The following is a 17,782-nucleotide window of genomic DNA, read 5'->3' on the forward strand; positions in this document are numbered from 1 at the left end:
CGGTCGGTATGCTCGGCCGTGCTTGCCCGCGTCTCCGCTGTCGCCGCCCCGGGGAGGGCCCATGCCGCACGACTCCAGCAGTTCCCGCGAGTCCCGCACCGCCCTGCGTATCTGCCCCCTGTGCGAAGCCACCTGCGGACTCACCCTCACCGTCGAGGGGACACGGGTCACCGGCGCCCGCGGCGACCGGGACGACGTCTTCAGCCAGGGCTTCATCTGCCCCAAGGGCGCTTCCTTCGGCGGGCTCGACGCCGACCCCGACCGGCTCCGCACCCCCCTCGTCCGCAAGGACGGCGTGCTGCAGGAGGCCAGTTGGAGCGAGGCGTTCGACGCGATCGCGGCAGCCCTGCCCGCACTGACCGAACAGCACGGGCGGCAGTCCGTCGGTGTCGTCCTCGGCAACCCGAACGTGCACACCATGGCCGGTGCGCTCTATCCGCCCACCCTGCTGGCCACGCTCCGCACCCGGGCCCTCTTCACCGCGAGCACCCTCGACCAGATGCCCAAACACGTCTCCAGCGGACTGCTCTTCGGTGACCCGAACGCCATCCCGGTGCCGGACATCGACCGCACCGACCATCTGCTGCTCCTCGGCGCCAACCCGCTCGAATCCAACGGCAGCCTCTGCACGGCCCCCGACTTCCCCGGCCGGCTCAAGGCGCTGCGTCGTCGCGGCGGCACCCTCACGGTCGTCGACCCCCGCCGCACCCGGACCGCCCGCCTCGCCGACCGGCATGTCGCCATCCGCCCCGGCGCCGACGCCCTCCTGCTCGCCGCGCTCACCCACGTACTCTTCGAGGAGAAGCTCACCGACCCCGGTACGCTCGCCGACCATCTCGAAGGGCTCGACGAAGTGGCAGACGCCGTACGGGAGTTCACCCCCGAGGCGGTCGCCGAGGCATGCGACGTGGACGCCCCGACCATCCGTACGATCGCCCGGGAGCTGGCAGCCGCCCCCACCGCCGCCGTCTACGGGCGCATCGGCAGCTGCACCGTGGCGCACGGCACCCTCGCCAGCTGGCTCGTCGACATCCTCAACATCCTCACCGGCAACCTCGACCGCCCCGGTGGCGCCCTCTTCCCGCTCTCCGCCACCGCCCGCGCCCCGCGGCCCGCCGCTCCCGGCAAGGGCTTCGCCCTCGGGCGCTGGACGAGCCGGGTCTCCGGGCACCCCGAGGCCAAGGGCGAACTGCCCGTCGCCGCACTCGCCGAGGAGATCGAGACCCCTGGGGGCGACCGGATCCGCGCCCTGATCGTCCTTGCCGCCAACCCCGTGCTCTCCGCACCCGACGGCGACCGCCTGGACCGGGCCCTGACCGGGCTGGACTTCATGGTCAGCGTCGACCCGTACCTCAACGAGACCTCACGCCACGCCCATGTGGTGCTGCCCCCGCCGCCGCCGTCGCAGAGCGCCCACTTCGACTTCGCGTTCAACGCACTCGCCGTACGCAACCAGGTCCGCTACACCCGGCCCGCGGTCCCGCTCGACGACGGCCTCCTCGACGAGAGCGAGATCCTCGCGCGGCTCGTCCTCGCCGTCTCCGGGATGCGCGGAGCCGACCGGTCCGCCGTGGCCGCCGTGGACGCCATGATCATCGACCGGGCGCTGGCCAAGGCCGTCGTCGATCCTCTCTCGCCCGTGCACGGCCGCACCCCCGCCGAACTGGCCGCCGCGCTCACCGGCCGCACCGGGCCGGAACGCCGCCTCGACCTGATGCTCCGCCTCGGCCCGTACGGCGAAGGCTTCGGCGCCGACCCCGACGGCCTCACCCTGGACCGGCTCCTCGCTCATCCGCACGGCATCGATCTCGGCCCGCTCCGGCCCCGCATCCCGCAGGTCCTGACCACCCGCAGCGGACGCATCGAGCTCCTCCCCGCGGCGATCGCCGCCGACCTGCCGAGGCTGCGCACCGCGCTCTCCGACCGGCCGGGAGCCGACTCGCTCGTCCTCGTCGGCCGCCGCCATCTGCGCTCCAACAACAGCTGGATGCACAACGTCGCCTCGCTCGGTGGCGGTTCCAACGTCTGCACCCTCCAGATGCACCCGGACGACGCGGTCCGGCTCGGACTGGCGGACGGCGCCCCCGCCACGATCACCGCGGCCGGCGGTGCACTCACCGCACCCGTGGAGATCACCGAGGGCATCCGGGCCGGAGTGGTGAGCCTTCCGCACGGCTGGGGACACGACCGGCCAGGCACCCGGACGTCCGTCGCGTCCGCCGTCCCCGGAGTCAACGTCAACCAGCTCCTCGACGGCACCCTGCTCGACCCGCTGTCCGGAACCGCCGTCCTCAACGGCATCCCCGTCGCGGTGGCCCCCAGCGCCGCACCAAGTCACTGACCTGGGGTTTTGCTCGTATTGCTCACATGTCAACGTCTTGTTAACGCTATGAGGGGCGACCTAACGTCATCCGGACCGCCGACTCCGGTGGGAGTTCAAGGGTGAACGATAGGTATCCCACATGCTGACAATCCTCGGCTTTGCCATGATTGCGACCTTCCTGGTCCTGATCATGATGAAGAAGATGTCGCCGATCGCGGCGCTGGTCCTGATCCCCGCACTGTTCTGTGTCGCCGTCGGACAGGGCGCCAAGCTCGGTGACTACGTGATCGACGGCGTGGGCAACCTGGCCCCGACCGCCGCGATGCTGATGTTCGCCATCGTCTACTTCGGCGTGATGATCGACGTCGGCCTCTTCGACCCGATCGTCCGGGGCATCCTGCGCTTCTGCAAGGCCGACCCGATGCGGATCGTCGTCGGTACGGCGGTGCTCGCCGCGATCGTCTCGCTGGACGGCGACGGCTCCACCACCTTCATGATCACCGTCTCGGCGATGTATCCGCTCTACAAGCGCCTCAAGATGAGCCTCGTCGTGATGACCGGTGTCGCCGCTACGGCCAACGGTGTCATGAACACCCTGCCCTGGGGCGGTCCCACCGCCCGCGCCGCCACCGCGCTCAAGCTGGACGCGGGCGACATCTTCGTCCCGATGATCCCGGCGCTCGGCGTCGGACTGCTCGCGGTCATCCTCCTGGCGGTCGTCCTCGGCCGGCGCGAGCGCAAGCGGCTGGGCTTCCTCACCCTCGACGAGGCAGTGTCCCAGGAGCCCGAGACGGTCCTCGTCGGTGCGAGCGGCGCGGCCGGCGACAGCGACCGCACCCGTAAGACCTCCGGCGGAGCCGGTACGGGCACGGACGTCGAGCCCGAGGCAGCGGCCCACCGCGACGCGGACGACGAAGGCTTCAAGGGTCTCGACCCGAACCGTGCCACCCTGCGGCCCAAGCTCTACTGGTTCAACGCCGGGCTCACCGTCGCCCTCCTCACCGCGATGATCACGGAACTGATGCCGATCCCGGTGCTCTTCCTGCTCGGCGCTGCCCTCGCCCTCACGGTCAACTTCCCCCACATGCCCGACCAGCGGGCCCGTATCGCGGCCCACGCGGACAACGTCCTCAACGTGTCCGGCATGGTCTTCGCCGCCGCCGTGTTCACCGGCGTGCTCTCCGGCACCGGCATGGTCGAGCACATGGCGGACTGGCTCGTCGGCGCGATCCCGGACGGCATGGGCCCGCACATGGCGATCATCACCGGCATCCTGAGCGTCCCGCTCACCTACTTCATGTCCAACGACGGCTTCTACTTCGGCGTCGTCCCCGTGCTCGCCGAGGCCGGCGCGGCCCACGGTGTCTCCCCGCTGGAGATCGCCCGCGCCTCCCTGGTCGGCCAGCCGCTCCACATGTCGTCCCCGCTGGTCCCCGCCGTCTATGTGCTCGTCGGCATGGCGAAGGTCGAATTCGGCGACCACACCAGGTTTACCGTCAAATGGGCCGCGCTCACCTCACTGGTGGTGCTCTGCGCCGGCCTCCTCTTCGGCATCATCTGATCCATGGCCGACACGGAAGAGCCCGGCAGGAGCTGGCTGCTGCGCCTCGTCATCGCCTTCGCCTTCGCGCAGGGGGCGGTGTCGATGGCGCGGCCCGCCGTCTCCTACCGGGCTCTCTCGCTCGGTGCGGACGAGCGCGCCATCGGCGTCATCACCGGGGTGTACGCACTCCTCCCGCTCTTCGCCGCCGTCCCGCTCGGCCGCCGGACGGACCACGGCCGGTGCGCACCTCTGCTGCCCCTCGGTGTCGTCCTGATCGCCGGCGGCTGCGCCCTCAGCGGTACGGCGGGCTCCCTTCCGGCCATGGCGGCGTGGAGCGGTGTGATGGGGCTCGGCCATCTCTGCTTCGTGATCGGCGCCCAGTCGATCGTCGCCCGTCAGTCCGCCCCCGCCGAACAGGACCGAAATTTCGGCCACTTCACCATCGGCGCCTCGCTCGGCCAACTCATCGGGCCGATCGCCGCGGGGTACGTGATCTCCGAGCGGGACGGCGCCCTGGCCCCTACGAGCGCACTCGCCCTGGTCGTCTCGGCGGCCGTCGCCGCCGCGTCCTTCGTCTCGCTCTGGCGCATCGAACACCGCACGGCGCCGGACGCGCGCGCGGCGGCCCGGGCGGCCAAGGTGCCCGTCGGCCGCATCCTGCGTACCCGCGGTGTTCCGGCCGGCATCTTCATCAGCCTCGCCGTGCTCTCCGCGACCGACATCCTCACCGCCTATCTGCCCGTCGTCGGCGAGCACCGCTCCATCGCCCCCGCCACCATCGGGCTGCTGCTCAGCCTGCGGGCCGCGGCCACCATCGCCTGCCGCCTCGTGATGACGCCGATGCTGCGCCGGCTCGGCCGTACGGCGCTGCTCACCACGACCTGTCTGCTGGCCGGGCTGCTCTGCGCGGGCATCGCCCTGCCGGTCCCCGTCTGGGCGCTGGCCACGATGCTCGCCGTGCTCGGCTTCTGTCTCGGGGTCGGCCAGCCCCTGTCGATGACCACCGTCGTCCAGGCGGCCCCGGCGGAGGCCCGCTCCACCGCGCTCGCTCTCCGGCTGACCGGCAACCGGCTCGGTCAGGTCGCGGCCCCTGCGTCCGCCGGTGTGATCGCCGGAGTGGCGGGCACGGCCGCGCCGTTCGTGATGCTGGGTGCGCTTCTGCTCGCGGGGGCGGGGCTGGGGATGCGCGGAGGGCGCGCCCGGACCGCCGACGCGACGCCGGCCGTTCCCGCGTCCGCACCCGTTCCCAGGTCCGAACTGCCCGCCGTGAACCGGAATCGCACCTGACGTCTCCGTCTCACCCACCCCAGTGCTGCGCAACCTTTGCACGAGTCATTCCCAGCACCCCGGGTAGTGGGCTAATTTCAGCGCGTTGCAGCCGCTCCCCACCGCTCCACCTCACCATTCTCCCGGGCGGACCCACACATGACTCGCGCCATCTCCCTGCACCACGTCAGCAAGGCGTACGGACGGTCCCAGCGTGCCGTCGACCGCTTCTCGCTCTCCATCGACCCGGGCGAGTTCGTCGTCCTGCTCGGCCCCTCGGGGTGCGGCAAGTCGACCGTGCTCCGCATGATCGCCGGTCTGGAGGAGATCACCGAGGGCGAGCTGCTGCTCGACGGCGAACCGGCCAACCACCTGGCGCCCCGCGAGCGCGGCATGGCCATGGTGTTCCAGAACTTCGCGCTCTACCCGACGATGACCAACCGGGCCAACATAGGCTTCCCGCTGAAGCTGGAGAACCCCGGCCAGGACCACACCGCTCGCGTCGAGAACACGGCGAGGATGCTCGGCATCGACAGTGTCCTCGACCGCTACCCGGGTCAGCTCTCCGGCGGTGAGCGCCAGCGCGTCGCCATGGGCCGGGCCATCTCGCGCCGCCCCTCCGTGTTCCTGATGGACGAGCCGCTCTCCAACCTCGACGCGAAGCTGCGCAACCATCTACGGGCCGAGATCTCGCAGCTGACCCGGGAGCTGGGCGTCACCACCGTCTATGTGACGCATGATCAGGCCGAGGCGATGTCCCTCGGCGACCGGGTCGCCGTGATGCGCGGCGGACGGCTCCAGCAGGTCAGCCCGCCACGCGAGGTCTACGCCCTGCCGGAGAACGTCTTTGTCGCCGCGTTCATCGGCACCCCGCGCATCAACCTTCTCCAGGCCGTCGTCCACGCACCCCTCGAAGGGCGCATGTCGATCGATCTCGGCCGCCAGCGGTTGCCACTGCCCGAACCGCTCAGTCCCGACCACCAGTTGCTCCGGATCCAGCAGGGCCGCCAGATCATTGTCGGACTGCGCTCGGAGGCGGCCAGGATCGCCGCGCCCAGCCAGGCCCGCCCCGGCGAGGTCGCGCTGAGCGGCATCGTCGAACACGTCGAGTACCAGGGGCACGAGGCACTGGTCCACCTGAACACGGGGTCGCAGCCCGCCGTGGTGCCCGACCTCGAATCGGCCCGTCCCGACCGGGCGCCCCAGCGGCGCCGCCGCGCCGCCGGTGGCAGCGGAATCGGCGGTGGTTCCGGTGGTGGGGTGGGCGTACTGGAGCGGCTGAGGGAGCGCGCCACCGGTCACATCAGCGGCCGCGTCGTCGCCCTCGACGAACCGGAACCGGACCGTGGGCACCCCGCCACCCGCACCCCCGACCGCCCCGCGATCACGGCCAGCGACCTGGTCGTCCGTACCGGCCCCGACATGCGGCTGCGCATCGGTGGACAGGTCCCGCTCCTGGTCGACCTCGCGCATCTGTACGTCTTCGACCACTACGGACACCGGATCTGCCCGCTGCCGAAGGACATCCCCGGTCTCGACGTCTGAGGGCCGTCCGCGGGACGGTGCGGGCTGTGCGGGCAGCCTCCAGGGGCGCAGGGCAACGTTCGAAGCCGGGCGTTGACCTCAAGTCCGGTGGAGGTCGTACGGTCTTCCCATGAGCATGGAAGCCACCGCGTGGACGCAGCTCCACAACGTCATGAACGCGCAGCAGGACCGACGCCCCTTCGACCGGAACACCCTGCGGCGCATCGCCGCGTTCGCCCGCCCGCACCGGCGCCGGGTCGCCCTGTTCCTGGTACTGAGTGTGGCGACGGCGCTGCTCGCCGTCGCCACCCCCGTGCTCGCCGGCCACGTCGTGAACGCGATCGTGACCGGCAAGGAGGCGGGCACCGTCACGCGGCTGGCCGTGCTCATCGCCGTGATCGCCGTCGCGGAGGCCGGACTCGGGCTGGTCGGCCGCTGGCTCTCGGCCAACCTCGGTGAGGGGCTCATCCTCGATCTGCGGACCGCGGTCTTCGACCATGTGCAGCGCATGCCGGTCGCGTTCTTCACCCGCACCCGCACCGGCGCGCTCGTCAGTCGTCTCAACAACGACGTCATCGGCGCCCAGCGCGCCTTCAGCAACACCCTGTCGGGCGTCGTCAGCAACGTCGTCACCCTCCTTCTCACCCTCGGAGTGATGCTCAGCATCTCCTGGCAGATCACCGCGCTCGCGCTGGTCCTGCTGCCGGTGTTCGTGCTGCCCGCACGCCGGATGGGTGTGCGGATGGCGAGACTCCAGCGGGAGGCCGCTGCCCACAACGCGGCGATGGGGACCCGGATGACCGAGCGCTTCTCCGCGCCCGGCGCCACCTTGATCAAGCTCTTCGGCAGGCCCGCCGACGAATCCGCGGAATTCGCCGCCAGGGCGGGCAGAGTGCGTGACATCGGCGTCCGCACGGCCATGGCCCAGTCCGCGTTCATCACGGCGCTCACCCTCGTATCGGCGCTGGCGCTCGCCCTCGTCTACGGGCTCGGTGGGTACTACACACTGCGCGGCCAACTGGATGCCGGAGCGGTGGTCGCTCTCGCCCTGCTGCTCACCCGGCTGTACGCGCCGCTGACCGCCCTCGCCGGGGCGCGCGTCGAGGTGATGAGTGCGCTCGTCAGCTTCGAGCGGGTCTTCGAGGTCCTCGACCTCAAGCCGCTCATCGAGGAGAAGCCGGACGCACGGCCTGTCCCGGACGGGCCGGTGTCCGTGGAATTCGACGACGTACGCTTCGGCTACCCGTCCGCCGACAAGGTCTCCCTCGCCTCGCTCGAGGACGTCGCCACCCTGGACACCCGCGGCGGCACCGAAGTGCTGCGCGGCGTCTCCTTCCGCGCCGAACCCGGCCGGACCGTGGCACTCGTCGGATCGTCCGGCGCGGGCAAATCGACCATCGCGCAGCTGCTGCCCCGGCTGTACGACACGGACGAGGGTTCCGTACGCATCGGTGGCATCGACGTACGCGACCTGTCCGCCGACACCCTGCGCGACACGCTCGGCATGGTCACCCAGGACGGCCACCTCTTCCACGAGTCGGTCCGCGCCAACCTGCTTCTCGCCCGCCCCGAGGCCACCGAGGAAGACCTCTGGGACGCTCTGCGCCGCTCACGCCTGGACGGCCTGGTCGCCTCACTTCCCGACGGGCTCGACACCGTCGTCGGCGAACGTGGATACCGGCTCTCCGGTGGCGAACGCCAGCGGCTGACCATCGCCCGCCTGCTGCTGGCCCGCCAGCGCGTCGTCATCCTCGACGAGGCCACCGCCCATCTGGACAACACCTCCGAAGCGGCCGTCCAGGAGGCACTGGCCGAGGCCCTCCAGGGACGCACCGCGGTGGTGATCGCCCACCGGCTCTCCACCGTACGGACGGCGGACCTCATCCTCGTCGTGGAGAACGGGCAGATCGTGGAGCGGGGCACCCACGAGGAACTCCTCGCGGCCGGCGGCCGGTACGAGGAGTTGTACCGCACCCAGTTCGAGCGTCCGGGTGCGGAGGCCGCGGAGCTCGCCTGACCGGCGAGGCCACCGGTTCCGGAGGTCAGCCGGGGAATCCCGGACGGGTGGTCCAGTCCGCCCCGGCGGCCCGCTCCACCGCGAACGCCCCTGCCGGATACGGGAGTTCCGCGGCGAGGGCGGCGGCCCGGCCGAACTCCTCGTGCGCCTCACGCGCCCGGCCCAGCGTGGCGAGGGCCGCCGCGTGAACCGTACGAGCGTCGGTCGACGACAGCTGTTCGCCGGCCTTCTCGGCGCGTGCGGACTCGTCCGCCGCCAGTCGCGCCGCGCGGTCAGGGTGTCCTGACAGCAGCTCCGCCCACGCCAGCAGCGCGGCCGAGCCGGAAGTGCCGTCGTCGGCCGGCAGTGCCAGAGCCTCCCGCGGGCGGCCCGTGCGCACCAGGAGTTCGGCCTGCGCCGTCCGTACCTCGTACACCGCCTGCCGGTCGCCCTGCGCCTCGGCCACCCCTGCGGCGCGGGCCAGAAGATCCGCGGCGCCCGGTTCATCCGTCCTCATCCGGAACCGGGCCAGTGCGGCCAGCGCGTACGGGGTGCACCATGCGGGCTCCCCGTCGGCCTCCCGTGCCGCGGCCTCCGCATGCTCCCGTGCCTCCGCGAACTCCCGCAGAAGCAGGTGTAGTTCGGCGAGGTTGGCCCGCTCGAAGGCGACCGCGGTCGGATCGCCGGTGTGCTCGGCGAGCCGCTGGGCCCGTCGGCCGAAGGAGACCGCCTCGGCGAGCCGGCCCGATCGCCGGGCATGCTCGCGCAGTACGGAGACGACGGTGGCCAGCAGCTCCTGGTCGCCATAGGCCTCGGCGTGCGGCAACGCCAGATCGGCCGCCTCACGGGCCTGCGCGAACCGGCCCGCGAGGCCGAGCGAGGTCGCCTGCATCCCCAGGGCGCGGGCCAGCAGCCCCCGGCGTCCGCTGCCCGGGATGGCGTCCGCGGCGTCCTGTGCGGTGCGGGCCGCGGTGTGGGCCGACGCGTACCGGCCGGTCACGAACCGCAGGACCGCCGCCGCCAGATGGTGGGTCGCGGCGGCCAGCGGCAGGGTGCGCGGACCGGGCGGGTAGGTGCGCAGCAGCTCCTCGCCCTCGTCGGTGCCGCGGTATTTCACCAGCACCTCGGTCAGCCGGGCGGAGGCCAGCACCTGACCGTCCTCGTCGCCGCGCCGGACCATGTCGTCCAGCGCCTCGCGCAGCACCGTCGCCGCCTCCTGGTAGCGAGCCATCCGGCGCAGCACGACGGCGCGGTCGATCCGGGCCTGCGCCGCGTCGGAGGCCAACGCGTCGAGCCGGGCGGTCAGTTCGGTGTAGTAGCGGTCCGCGGTGTCATTGGCGCACAGGGCGGCCGCCCGCTCGGCCGCCTGCCGCAGATAGTGGGTGGCCCGGGGGTCGTCGGCGCGGGCCAGATGCGAGGCCAGGGTGTCGACGGCGTCCGGCCTGCGTCGCAGCACCGCCTCCGCGTACGCCGAGTGCAGCTGCCGGCGACGTGCCGCGGACAGTCCGTCGTAACAGGTCAGCCGGACCAGCGGATGCCGGAACGCGAGACCTGGCAGTGGCCGGCCGCCGACTACGACGGTCCGCTCAGCCACCACCGACGTCGCGACCGCCGCGTCCACGGCATCCGTCGCCTCGGCGGACGACAGGGGCGGATGCAGCCCGTTCTCGGCCATGTCGAGCACCTCGGACAGTGCTGCGCCACCGCCTGCCACGGAGACGGCCTCCACGACCCGACGGGCCGCCGGCCCCAGCCGTGCCAGCCGCGCCGCCACCAGCTGCCGCACGCCCTCCGGCGCGCTGAGCGCGGCGGGGTTCGCGCCCTCGTGGACGGTCCGGGCCAGTTCCAGGGCGAAGAGGGGGTTGCCCAGGGACAGTTCCCAGACCCGGTCGAGCCCGGTCCTGGCGCCCGCATCCGCTGCGATCGCCAGACACTCCGCACGGTCGAGCCGCCCCAACTCCATGCTCCGGGCCAGCCCTTGACGCATCAGGCCGTCCAACGCGGTGCGCCTGGGGTCCGCCGCCGCGAACTCCTCCGCCCGGTACGTCACGGCGAACCGCCAGTCGGCGTCGGTGGCCACCGCCCGCCGGGCCAGATGGCTGAGCAGCTGGTACGTCCCCGAGTCGGCGGCGTGCAGATCGTCCAGCACGAGCAGCACCGGCGCGGTCGCCGCCAGATCGCCCAGCAACCCGGCCGTCGCTCGGAACAGCCGGTCGCGCTGTTCCTCCGGGCTGCGCTCCGCGCCCGCGTCGATCTGTCCCAACGAGGGGAGCAGCGGGGCGAGTTCAGGGTACTCGCCGCCGATCCTGGCCCGCTCGACGGAGGGCCGGTCGGCCATCCAGGCGTCCAGTGCCTCGACGAAGGCGCCGTACGGCGTGTGTCCCTCGGCGTCGTGACCCGCCCCCCACAGCACGGTCGTCCCGTCCTCGGCCGCCCGCCGGGCCGCCTCCGCCGTCAGCCGGGTCTTGCCCACCCCGGCCTCGCCCTCGATGAGCCGTACCGGCGGACCGTCGTCGGACAGCAGCGCATCGAGCTCGTCGGTGCGGCCGCGCAGCGGTGGACCGGGCGGGGTGCGTATCGCCGCCGGAAGCACGGGAGCGGAGGCGGCGGGCAGCACCGTCGTGGTCGCGTCCAGGGCGAGCAGATGGAGCTGCTCGGTGGCAGGCCCCGGCCGCACGCCGAGCTCCGCGTCGAGCGCTTCGCGGCACAGGTGGTACTGGCGTACGGCCTGGCGGCGCAGGCCCTGGCGCAGATAGGCGTCGATCAGCACCCGGTGGGCGCGTTCCTCGGCGGGCGCGGCGGCCACGGCGCGCAGTGCCACCTCGGTGGCCGACTCGGTCTCGCCGTCGGCGAGGTGGGCTTCGGCGAGGGCGAGTCGCACCCGGTCGCACAGCGCGGACAACTGCTCGCGCCGGGCCTCGGCCCAGAGGGCGTAACGATCCTCGGGCAGCAGTTCGCCGGTGAACGCGGCGAGTGCGACGGCCAGCGACTCGGCCGAACCCTCGGCCAGGGCCTCTTCGGCCAGGGTCTCGGCCTGGTCGGCGTCGATCACCACGGTCTGTGGATCGAGCCGCAGCAGGGTGCCCGCGCCGGTCAGATAGGACGACGAGGCGCGGGCGGCCAGTTCCGGCTCGATGGCGCGGCGGGCGGCGTGCAGGGCGACCCGCAGACTGCCGAGTGCGGCTTGGGCGTCGGAGTCCGGCCAGCAGATCTCCATGGCCTGCTCGCGGTGGAGGCTGTGGCCGGGGGAGACGGCGAGGAGTTTCACGAGGGCGCGGGCGCTGGGGCGGGGCCACTTGTCGGCGAGCGGGGGCCCGCCGTCCCGAGTCACCCGGAACCCACCGAAAAGGTGCAGCCGCAGGAGCGGGGGGCCGGCCTGTGTGCCGTGTCCTGTGTGCTCCGCGTTCATGAGGGCGCCACTGTAACGCGCCTCTTCGCGCAGACCGTGGGCCCCGGGACCGGAGTCCGGGGGCCCACGGCAGGACTCGGCCCGTCAGGAGAGCGTGGACACCGTCATCTGGGAGAGGGCGGTGAACTGGTTCAGATAACGACCGCCGAGCAGCTCGGTCATGCGGTCGAAGCCGGTCTCGTCGAAGCCGAGGTTCACGACCTCGTCGACACCATCACCGTCGAGGTCGCCGGAGAAGTACTCCCGGGCGCCGATGAAGGTGGTGCTGCCCACGGCGGCGGGGTAGTTGTTGCCCGCCTTCAGGACGGACGGGTCCCACAGGTCGAGGCCGCCCTGGACGCCCCCCACGAGGAGGCGCCGCCCGCCGGGACCGGTGAGGAACCCGCCGGTCTCCGTCGACGGCAGCGTATAGAGCGAGTAGTCCTGGCCGTCGGCCGCGTAAGTGCGGAAGGACGCCGTCCCCGCGAGGACGAGCCCCTCGGGTCCGGTGAAGTAGCTGCCTACGTTCCAGGGGCCTCCGGCGACGCCGTGGTGGAGGACCTCGCCCGTGCGGCCGTCACGGATCTCGACGACCGCGCGCAGGCTGGAACCGTCCGGCGTGCCCTCCGCCGTCGTCGAGGTAGTGGCGAGCCAGGTGTACACGACCGCGTGACCGTCGGCGTACGGGATCTCCGGCGAGGTGAAGACACCGTGGTTCAGGACGGCTCCGTACAGCTTGCCGTCCACGCTCTCGACCGGGGCCTTCGGCGCGGCGGTCCAGCGCACGGTGCCCTTCTTCGCATCGAGTGCTGCACCGTCGACCGCGGGCGCCTCCTTGTCGAAGGAGCCGGTGCTCGCGTACTGCGCGTACACCCGCCCCTCGCCCACCGCGAGGTCACCGAAGACGACGCCGCCCGCGCTGTCGGGCGCCGCGTATGTCCACAGCTTCGAGCCGTCACCGCGGTAGGCCCGCAGCTTGTCGGTCGGCACGACGATGTCGGCTCGCTTGTCGCCGTCGAGGTCGGCGACCATGACGGAGCGGACGAACTGCCCGTTCCCGTCGATGCGCTCGATGACCTTGCCGGTGCGCCCGTCGAGAACCGCGACGGCCGTGTCCGCGGCCACCACGAAGTCGTCGTGGCCGTCGCCGTTGACGTCGCCCTTCTCGATCCGGTGCACCTGCCCGGGCACCGTGGCCTTCCACAGCAGCTTGGGCTTGCCCGCGGTCAGGGACGGACCCGAGTAGGCCCAGACACCGTTGGACGTGCCGCCGACGACCAGGTCCTTCTTCTTGTCGCCGTCGATGTCGGCCGACCGCGCGGACGACAGGTCGCCCTGGAGCGGCAGGACGCTCTGCTGCTTGCCGTTGCCGAACCCGTAGGTCCGGACGTTCTGGTCCTGGTCGACGGTGCGCACGTGCTGGCCGTCGGCGTCGCGGTAGACCTGGTTGAACATCGGCGATGCGCCGACGCCCTTGACCTGCCATCGCACGTCGCCGCTGCCGGAGAACACGGTGAGCGAGGCGTACTGCCCGCCCCCGGGGTTCTCGGCGGTGTCCATGCCGGTGTCGTCCTGGGCGGCCGTCACAAGGCTGCCGTCGACGACGTCGAGGCTCCATACGCTCGGTCCGTCGTGGCCGTTGTCCGCGGCGCGCTTGACGGTGGAGGACCACAGGACGCTGCTGGGGTCCGCGCTGTCCACGACCCGCACGGTGTTGGCGTTGATGTACAGCGTCGGGCTGAGCGTGGACTCACTGACCACGTACTCGGGCTTCCGGTCACCCCGAAGGTCACCGATCGTCATGTCGGTGGGCACCGCGTTGATCCGGGAGTCGAGCGTGGTGCGCCTGCCGTCGGCCAGAGCGTAGGAGTCGATCTCGTACTTCACGCCGTCGGTGGGGTCGGACTGCTCCAGCGCGACGAGCCGTCCGCGCGCGGTGTCCAGGTGGAGCTGACGCGAGTAGAGGGCGGTGTCCGTCTGCCACTTGACGGAGCCGTCCCCGGTGTCGAGTACCAGGATGTGGCCGCGGCCCGCGGTGGTAGCGGTCTTGCGCTGGTTGTACGAGGCGGCGACCAGTCCGTCGCCGAGGTCCTCCAGGGCTCCCCACGCCGTACCGGCGCGCACACCTGTGTCGTACGTCCAGGTGTCGGAGGGGGTCAGGGCCCCGTCGGCGTACGAGAAGCGGATGCCCGACACGGTGGCGGTCGCGGCGGCGGGGGAGTTGAGGTTGTAGTACGGCGCGTCCGTGACGACCAGCGTCCTGTCGACGAGCTTCACGTTGTAGGCGTACGCGTACAGCTTCGACCACAGCGTCTTGCCGGTCCTGCCGTCGAGAACCGTGACGAAGGTGCCGTTGGGCAGCGTGGAGCCGGGAGAGGTGAAGGGGCGGTACGGGGCGACCCCCACGCTCGCCGAGAACACCACGTCGTCCACGCCGTCGCCGGTCAGGTCGCCGGTCACGTATCCCTGGTCGGACGCGGGCGTGAACGGGCTCACCGCGTTGTAGCCCATGACGATGCGCGCCGGGTAGGGCTCGGTCTGCCAGGGCCGGGAATTCTTGACCCCCCAGTCCGCGTACAGCGAGGCGTTGTCGCGCCGCCACAGGGCGGTGCCGTCGGCCTTGCTGCGCTGGACGCTGCCGAGGCTGTGCAAGGTGAAGTAGTCGCCGCCCTTGCTGGCTGGGAGGGTGGCAGCAAGGCCGCGTACGCCTTCCAGCGTGGACTTGGGGGAGACGGTCACGGCGGCGCCGGCGTCCGTGCCGGTGTCTTCGTCGAGGTGCGAGCCCGATCCCTGGTCCGTGCCCTGGTTTGCACCGGAAGTTTCCGGTCCGGTGGTCGAGCCCTGCGGGTCGACGCTCTCGCGATCGGCCTCCGCGTAAGCGTTCAGCTGGGCGTGGTCCGCCAGCTTCCTGGCCTGGTTGTCCGTGAGGGTGAGCAGGCTGCTGCCGTCGTCGGCGGCCAGCGCGGGTGGTGCGGCGCTCAGCGCCAGACCGGCCGCGACCAGCGCGGAGGCGAGCCGCAGCGCCCGCCGGGAGTTGGTTCTCATCACTTGGTCCCCTGCGCGATGCGGATGGCGGACCGGTCCTTGAGGACCGGCTCGTTGTACGAGTACTGGAGGGCGTCGGTGCCGGCCTGGTTCTCGATGCCGACGGTGGCGCTCGCGCCGTTCTCGGGCGAGGCGGTGGACAGGCCCTGGTACTGGAGGGTGACGGAGCCGGTGGCCTCCTCGAAGACGGCCTCGAAGGAGACGCGGGCCGAGCTGTTGCCGACGAAGCCGGCGTCGTTCCAGACGACCGCGAACTTGCGGTTGCCGGTCGTACCCGTGGTCGCCGTCTGCACGGTGGACTTCTTGTCGAGGACCAGGTCGTCCCAGAAGGCGGCGACGGTGCCGTTGGGCCTCTCGGCCGACGGCAGCGCGACGTTGTCGTAGTCGCCGAGCCGCGGCTCGAGGAAGTTGATCAGGCCGTTGGTGGTGACGCTCGCGCTGGAGTAGGAGACGCCGTACAGCTTCACCGGGAAGGGCAGCGTGATCGTCTTCGCGTCCTCGTCACCGCTGAGCGCGACCTTGCCGGCGCCGCCGATCCACGAGTACGTCGCCGGGGCGCAGCTGTTGCCGGCCGCGTCGGAGCGCGCCGGAACGCGGGCGGTCAGGGTCTCTTCGCCGTCGACGGCGAGGGAGCCGCTGTAGACGCCGTTGCACAGCTCCGGCGCGGTGGGCGTGGCGGTCAGTGTGTACGAACCCTCGGCGACCTTCGGCAGGTTGAAGTGGCCGGAGGCGTCCGTGGTGACGGAGGCGACCGGAGTGCCCGCGACCCGGACTGTGGCCTTGGCGAGAGGCTTGCCGGTGACGTCGAGGACGGTGCCGGACACCGCGTGGGAGGCGACCGCACCGAGCGCGAAGTCCTTGGAGCGCTGCTCACCGGTGGCGACCGTGACACCGGACGCGGAACCGTCCGCGTATCCGTAGCCGCTGAGGGCGAAGTCGTACGTGCCCGCCGGCAGCGTGAGCCGGTAGGAGCCGTCCGCCGACGTGGTCACGGTGCGGGTCGAGGCGGAGCCCGAGGCCTTCACCGTGACGCCGGCGAGCGCGGAGCCGGTCGCCTTGTCGGTGACCGTACCGGTGACGACCGCCGCGGTGTGCGGGGCCTTGTCGACGGACGCGAAGATGTCGAGCTTGCCCTCGCCCCAGACGTTGTTCATGCCGGCGGTGCCGCCGCAGTGCGTGTCGTCGACATCGCGTGCACCCTGGTTGAGCAGCGCGCGGGTCTCGTCGATGTCGCCGATGAGAGAGGGGGTGGACGACCACAGCAGAGCGACGGCGCCCGCGACGTGGGGCGTCGCCATCGACGTACCGTTGATGGACCTGTAGGTGTTGCCCGGCCAGGTGGAGCGGATGTTGACGCCGGGGGCCGAGATGTTCGGCTTGGCCGAGCCGTCGACGAGGGACGGGCCGAAGCCGGAGAAGTCCGCTATCTTCCCGGCCGAGTCATAGGCGCCGACGCCGTACGCAGGAGCCTGGGAACCCGGTGCGTGCGTGGTCGAACAGGTTGTGCCGTTTCCGTCGTTGCCCGCGGCGAACGCCTCGAAGATCCCGGCCGCGTTCCACGCCTCGACGATGTCCTGGTAGAAGGTCGTGTCACCGCCGCCCCAGGAGTTGTTGACGATGTCGGGGGCGAGGTCGGGACGCGGGTTCTGACCGGTGTGGTCGGTCGGCGCGAGGATCCACTGGCCTGCCGCGAGCAGTGAGGAGTCCGAACAGGAGCTGGACTCGCAGCCCTTGGCGGCGATCCACTTGGCGCCGGGCGCGACACCGACGCCGCCCGCGCCGACCATGGTGCCCATGGTGTGCGTGCCGTGGCCGTTGTTGTCGCAGGGCGCCGACGTCGTGCACTGGCCCGTCGGGTCGTACCAGTTGTAGTCGTGCGTGAAGGAGCCGTCGCCGTTGTTGCCTCGGTAGTTGCCGACGAGTGCCGGGTGGTCGTACTGGACGCCCGAGTCGACGTTGGCGATGACGATGCCCTCACCACGGTCGTCGTACTCGTCCCAGACCTGGTCGGCCTTGATGTCCTGCACGCCCCACTCGGCGGCGGTGGGGTCCGCGTCGGTGGCGGCGTCGGTCGACTTCGACTCGGTCCGGTCGAGCTTGTAGGTGTGCTCCTTGACGATGCTCGCCACATCAGGGCGCTTCGCCAGGGCGTCGACAAGGTTCTCGCCGCCGGTCACCTCGAGCGCATTGGCGATCCAGTACGACCGGTAGCCGACCTTCTCCTTGTCGAGAAAGGACTGCAGCGGCTTCTGGCTGTTCCTCGCCTCGCTGCGCAGCGAGGCGAACGCCGATTTCGCCTTGGCCGCGTGGGACTTCTTGCCCTTGGCCGCGGACAGGTCCGCCTGGCTCTTGAGGACGACGAAGAAGGTCGACTCCTTGCCCTTCGCGACGGTGTCGAGAAGGGCGGAGTCGACCTTCGCGGTGACGGGGTTCGGGTCCGCCGCAGACTGTGCGAACGCGGTTGCCGGGCCGGACAGTGCGGCTGTGGCCGTGATCACGGCCGCAGCCCACACGGCGGTTCTGCGCCGCGGGGATCGGGGCAGATGCATCGAAGTGCTCCTCCATGGCTGGTACGGGGAGCCCGCCGCGGTTCCGCGACCAGGGGGTGGGTACGGGAGGAGGCGGGCTGATCCGGGACGCTAGGAGGAGGCCGTTACTGGTGAATTACTGAGCTGCGCGGCGACGCTCGGGCGAACG

8 protein-coding genes are annotated in these 17,782 nt (G+C 71.6%); 5 read left to right on the plus strand and 3 right to left on the minus strand.

Annotated features, from left to right (window positions below):
- Positions 1 to 61 precede the first annotated feature (61 nt).
- From OG963_RS34330 to OG963_RS34350, 5 genes are all read left to right on the plus strand, one after another.
- Complete coding sequence (locus tag OG963_RS34330; protein ID WP_371799793.1) at positions 62 to 2,341, plus strand: molybdopterin oxidoreductase family protein; 2,280 nt, start codon at positions 62 to 64, stop codon at positions 2,339 to 2,341.
- Between the two features lie 121 nt (positions 2,342 to 2,462).
- The gene (locus OG963_RS34335) at positions 2,463 to 3,884 is read left to right on the plus strand and encodes a CitMHS family transporter (protein ID WP_093929986.1); all 1,422 of its coding nucleotides are present in this window, start codon (positions 2,463 to 2,465) and stop codon (positions 3,882 to 3,884) included.
- Between the two features lie 3 nt (positions 3,885 to 3,887).
- A complete protein-coding gene (locus tag OG963_RS34340) occupies positions 3,888 to 5,153 on the plus strand; it encodes an MFS transporter (protein WP_093775034.1) in 1,266 nt (421 codons plus the stop codon).
- A gap of 138 nt (positions 5,154 to 5,291) precedes the next feature.
- A complete protein-coding gene (locus OG963_RS34345) occupies positions 5,292 to 6,677 on the plus strand; it encodes an ABC transporter ATP-binding protein (RefSeq protein WP_093775036.1) in 1,386 nt (461 codons plus the stop codon).
- Positions 6,678 to 6,786: 109 nt separating this feature from the next.
- Positions 6,787 to 8,673, plus strand: coding sequence for an ABC transporter ATP-binding protein (locus tag OG963_RS34350; RefSeq protein WP_093929987.1), 1,887 nt, complete (start codon positions 6,787 to 6,789; stop codon positions 8,671 to 8,673).
- A 25-nt stretch (positions 8,674 to 8,698) separates the two neighbouring features.
- Here OG963_RS34350 and OG963_RS34355 read toward each other — a convergent pair whose 3' ends face one another.
- From OG963_RS34355 to OG963_RS34365, 3 genes are all read right to left on the minus strand, one after another.
- Positions 8,699 to 12,061 carry an AAA family ATPase gene (locus tag OG963_RS34355; protein WP_371799794.1) on the minus strand — a complete coding sequence of 1,121 codons (3,363 nt, stop codon included), beginning with the start codon at positions 12,059 to 12,061 and terminating at the stop codon, positions 8,699 to 8,701.
- A gap of 84 nt (positions 12,062 to 12,145) precedes the next feature.
- Positions 12,146 to 15,085: an FG-GAP repeat domain-containing protein gene (locus OG963_RS34360; RefSeq protein WP_371799795.1), complete on the minus strand. Its 2,940-nt coding sequence runs from the start codon at positions 15,083 to 15,085 to the stop codon at positions 12,146 to 12,148.
- Positions 15,085 to 17,634, minus strand: coding sequence for a S8 family serine peptidase (locus tag OG963_RS34365; RefSeq protein WP_319737433.1), 2,550 nt, complete (start codon positions 17,632 to 17,634; stop codon positions 15,085 to 15,087). Before OG963_RS34365 ends, OG963_RS34360 begins: the two co-directional genes overlap by 1 nt.
- Positions 17,635 to 17,782: the final 148 nt, after the last annotated feature.

It is taken from the genome of Streptomyces sp. NBC_01707, from assembly GCF_041438805.1.
Lineage (GTDB): Bacteria > Actinomycetota > Actinomycetes > Streptomycetales > Streptomycetaceae > Streptomyces.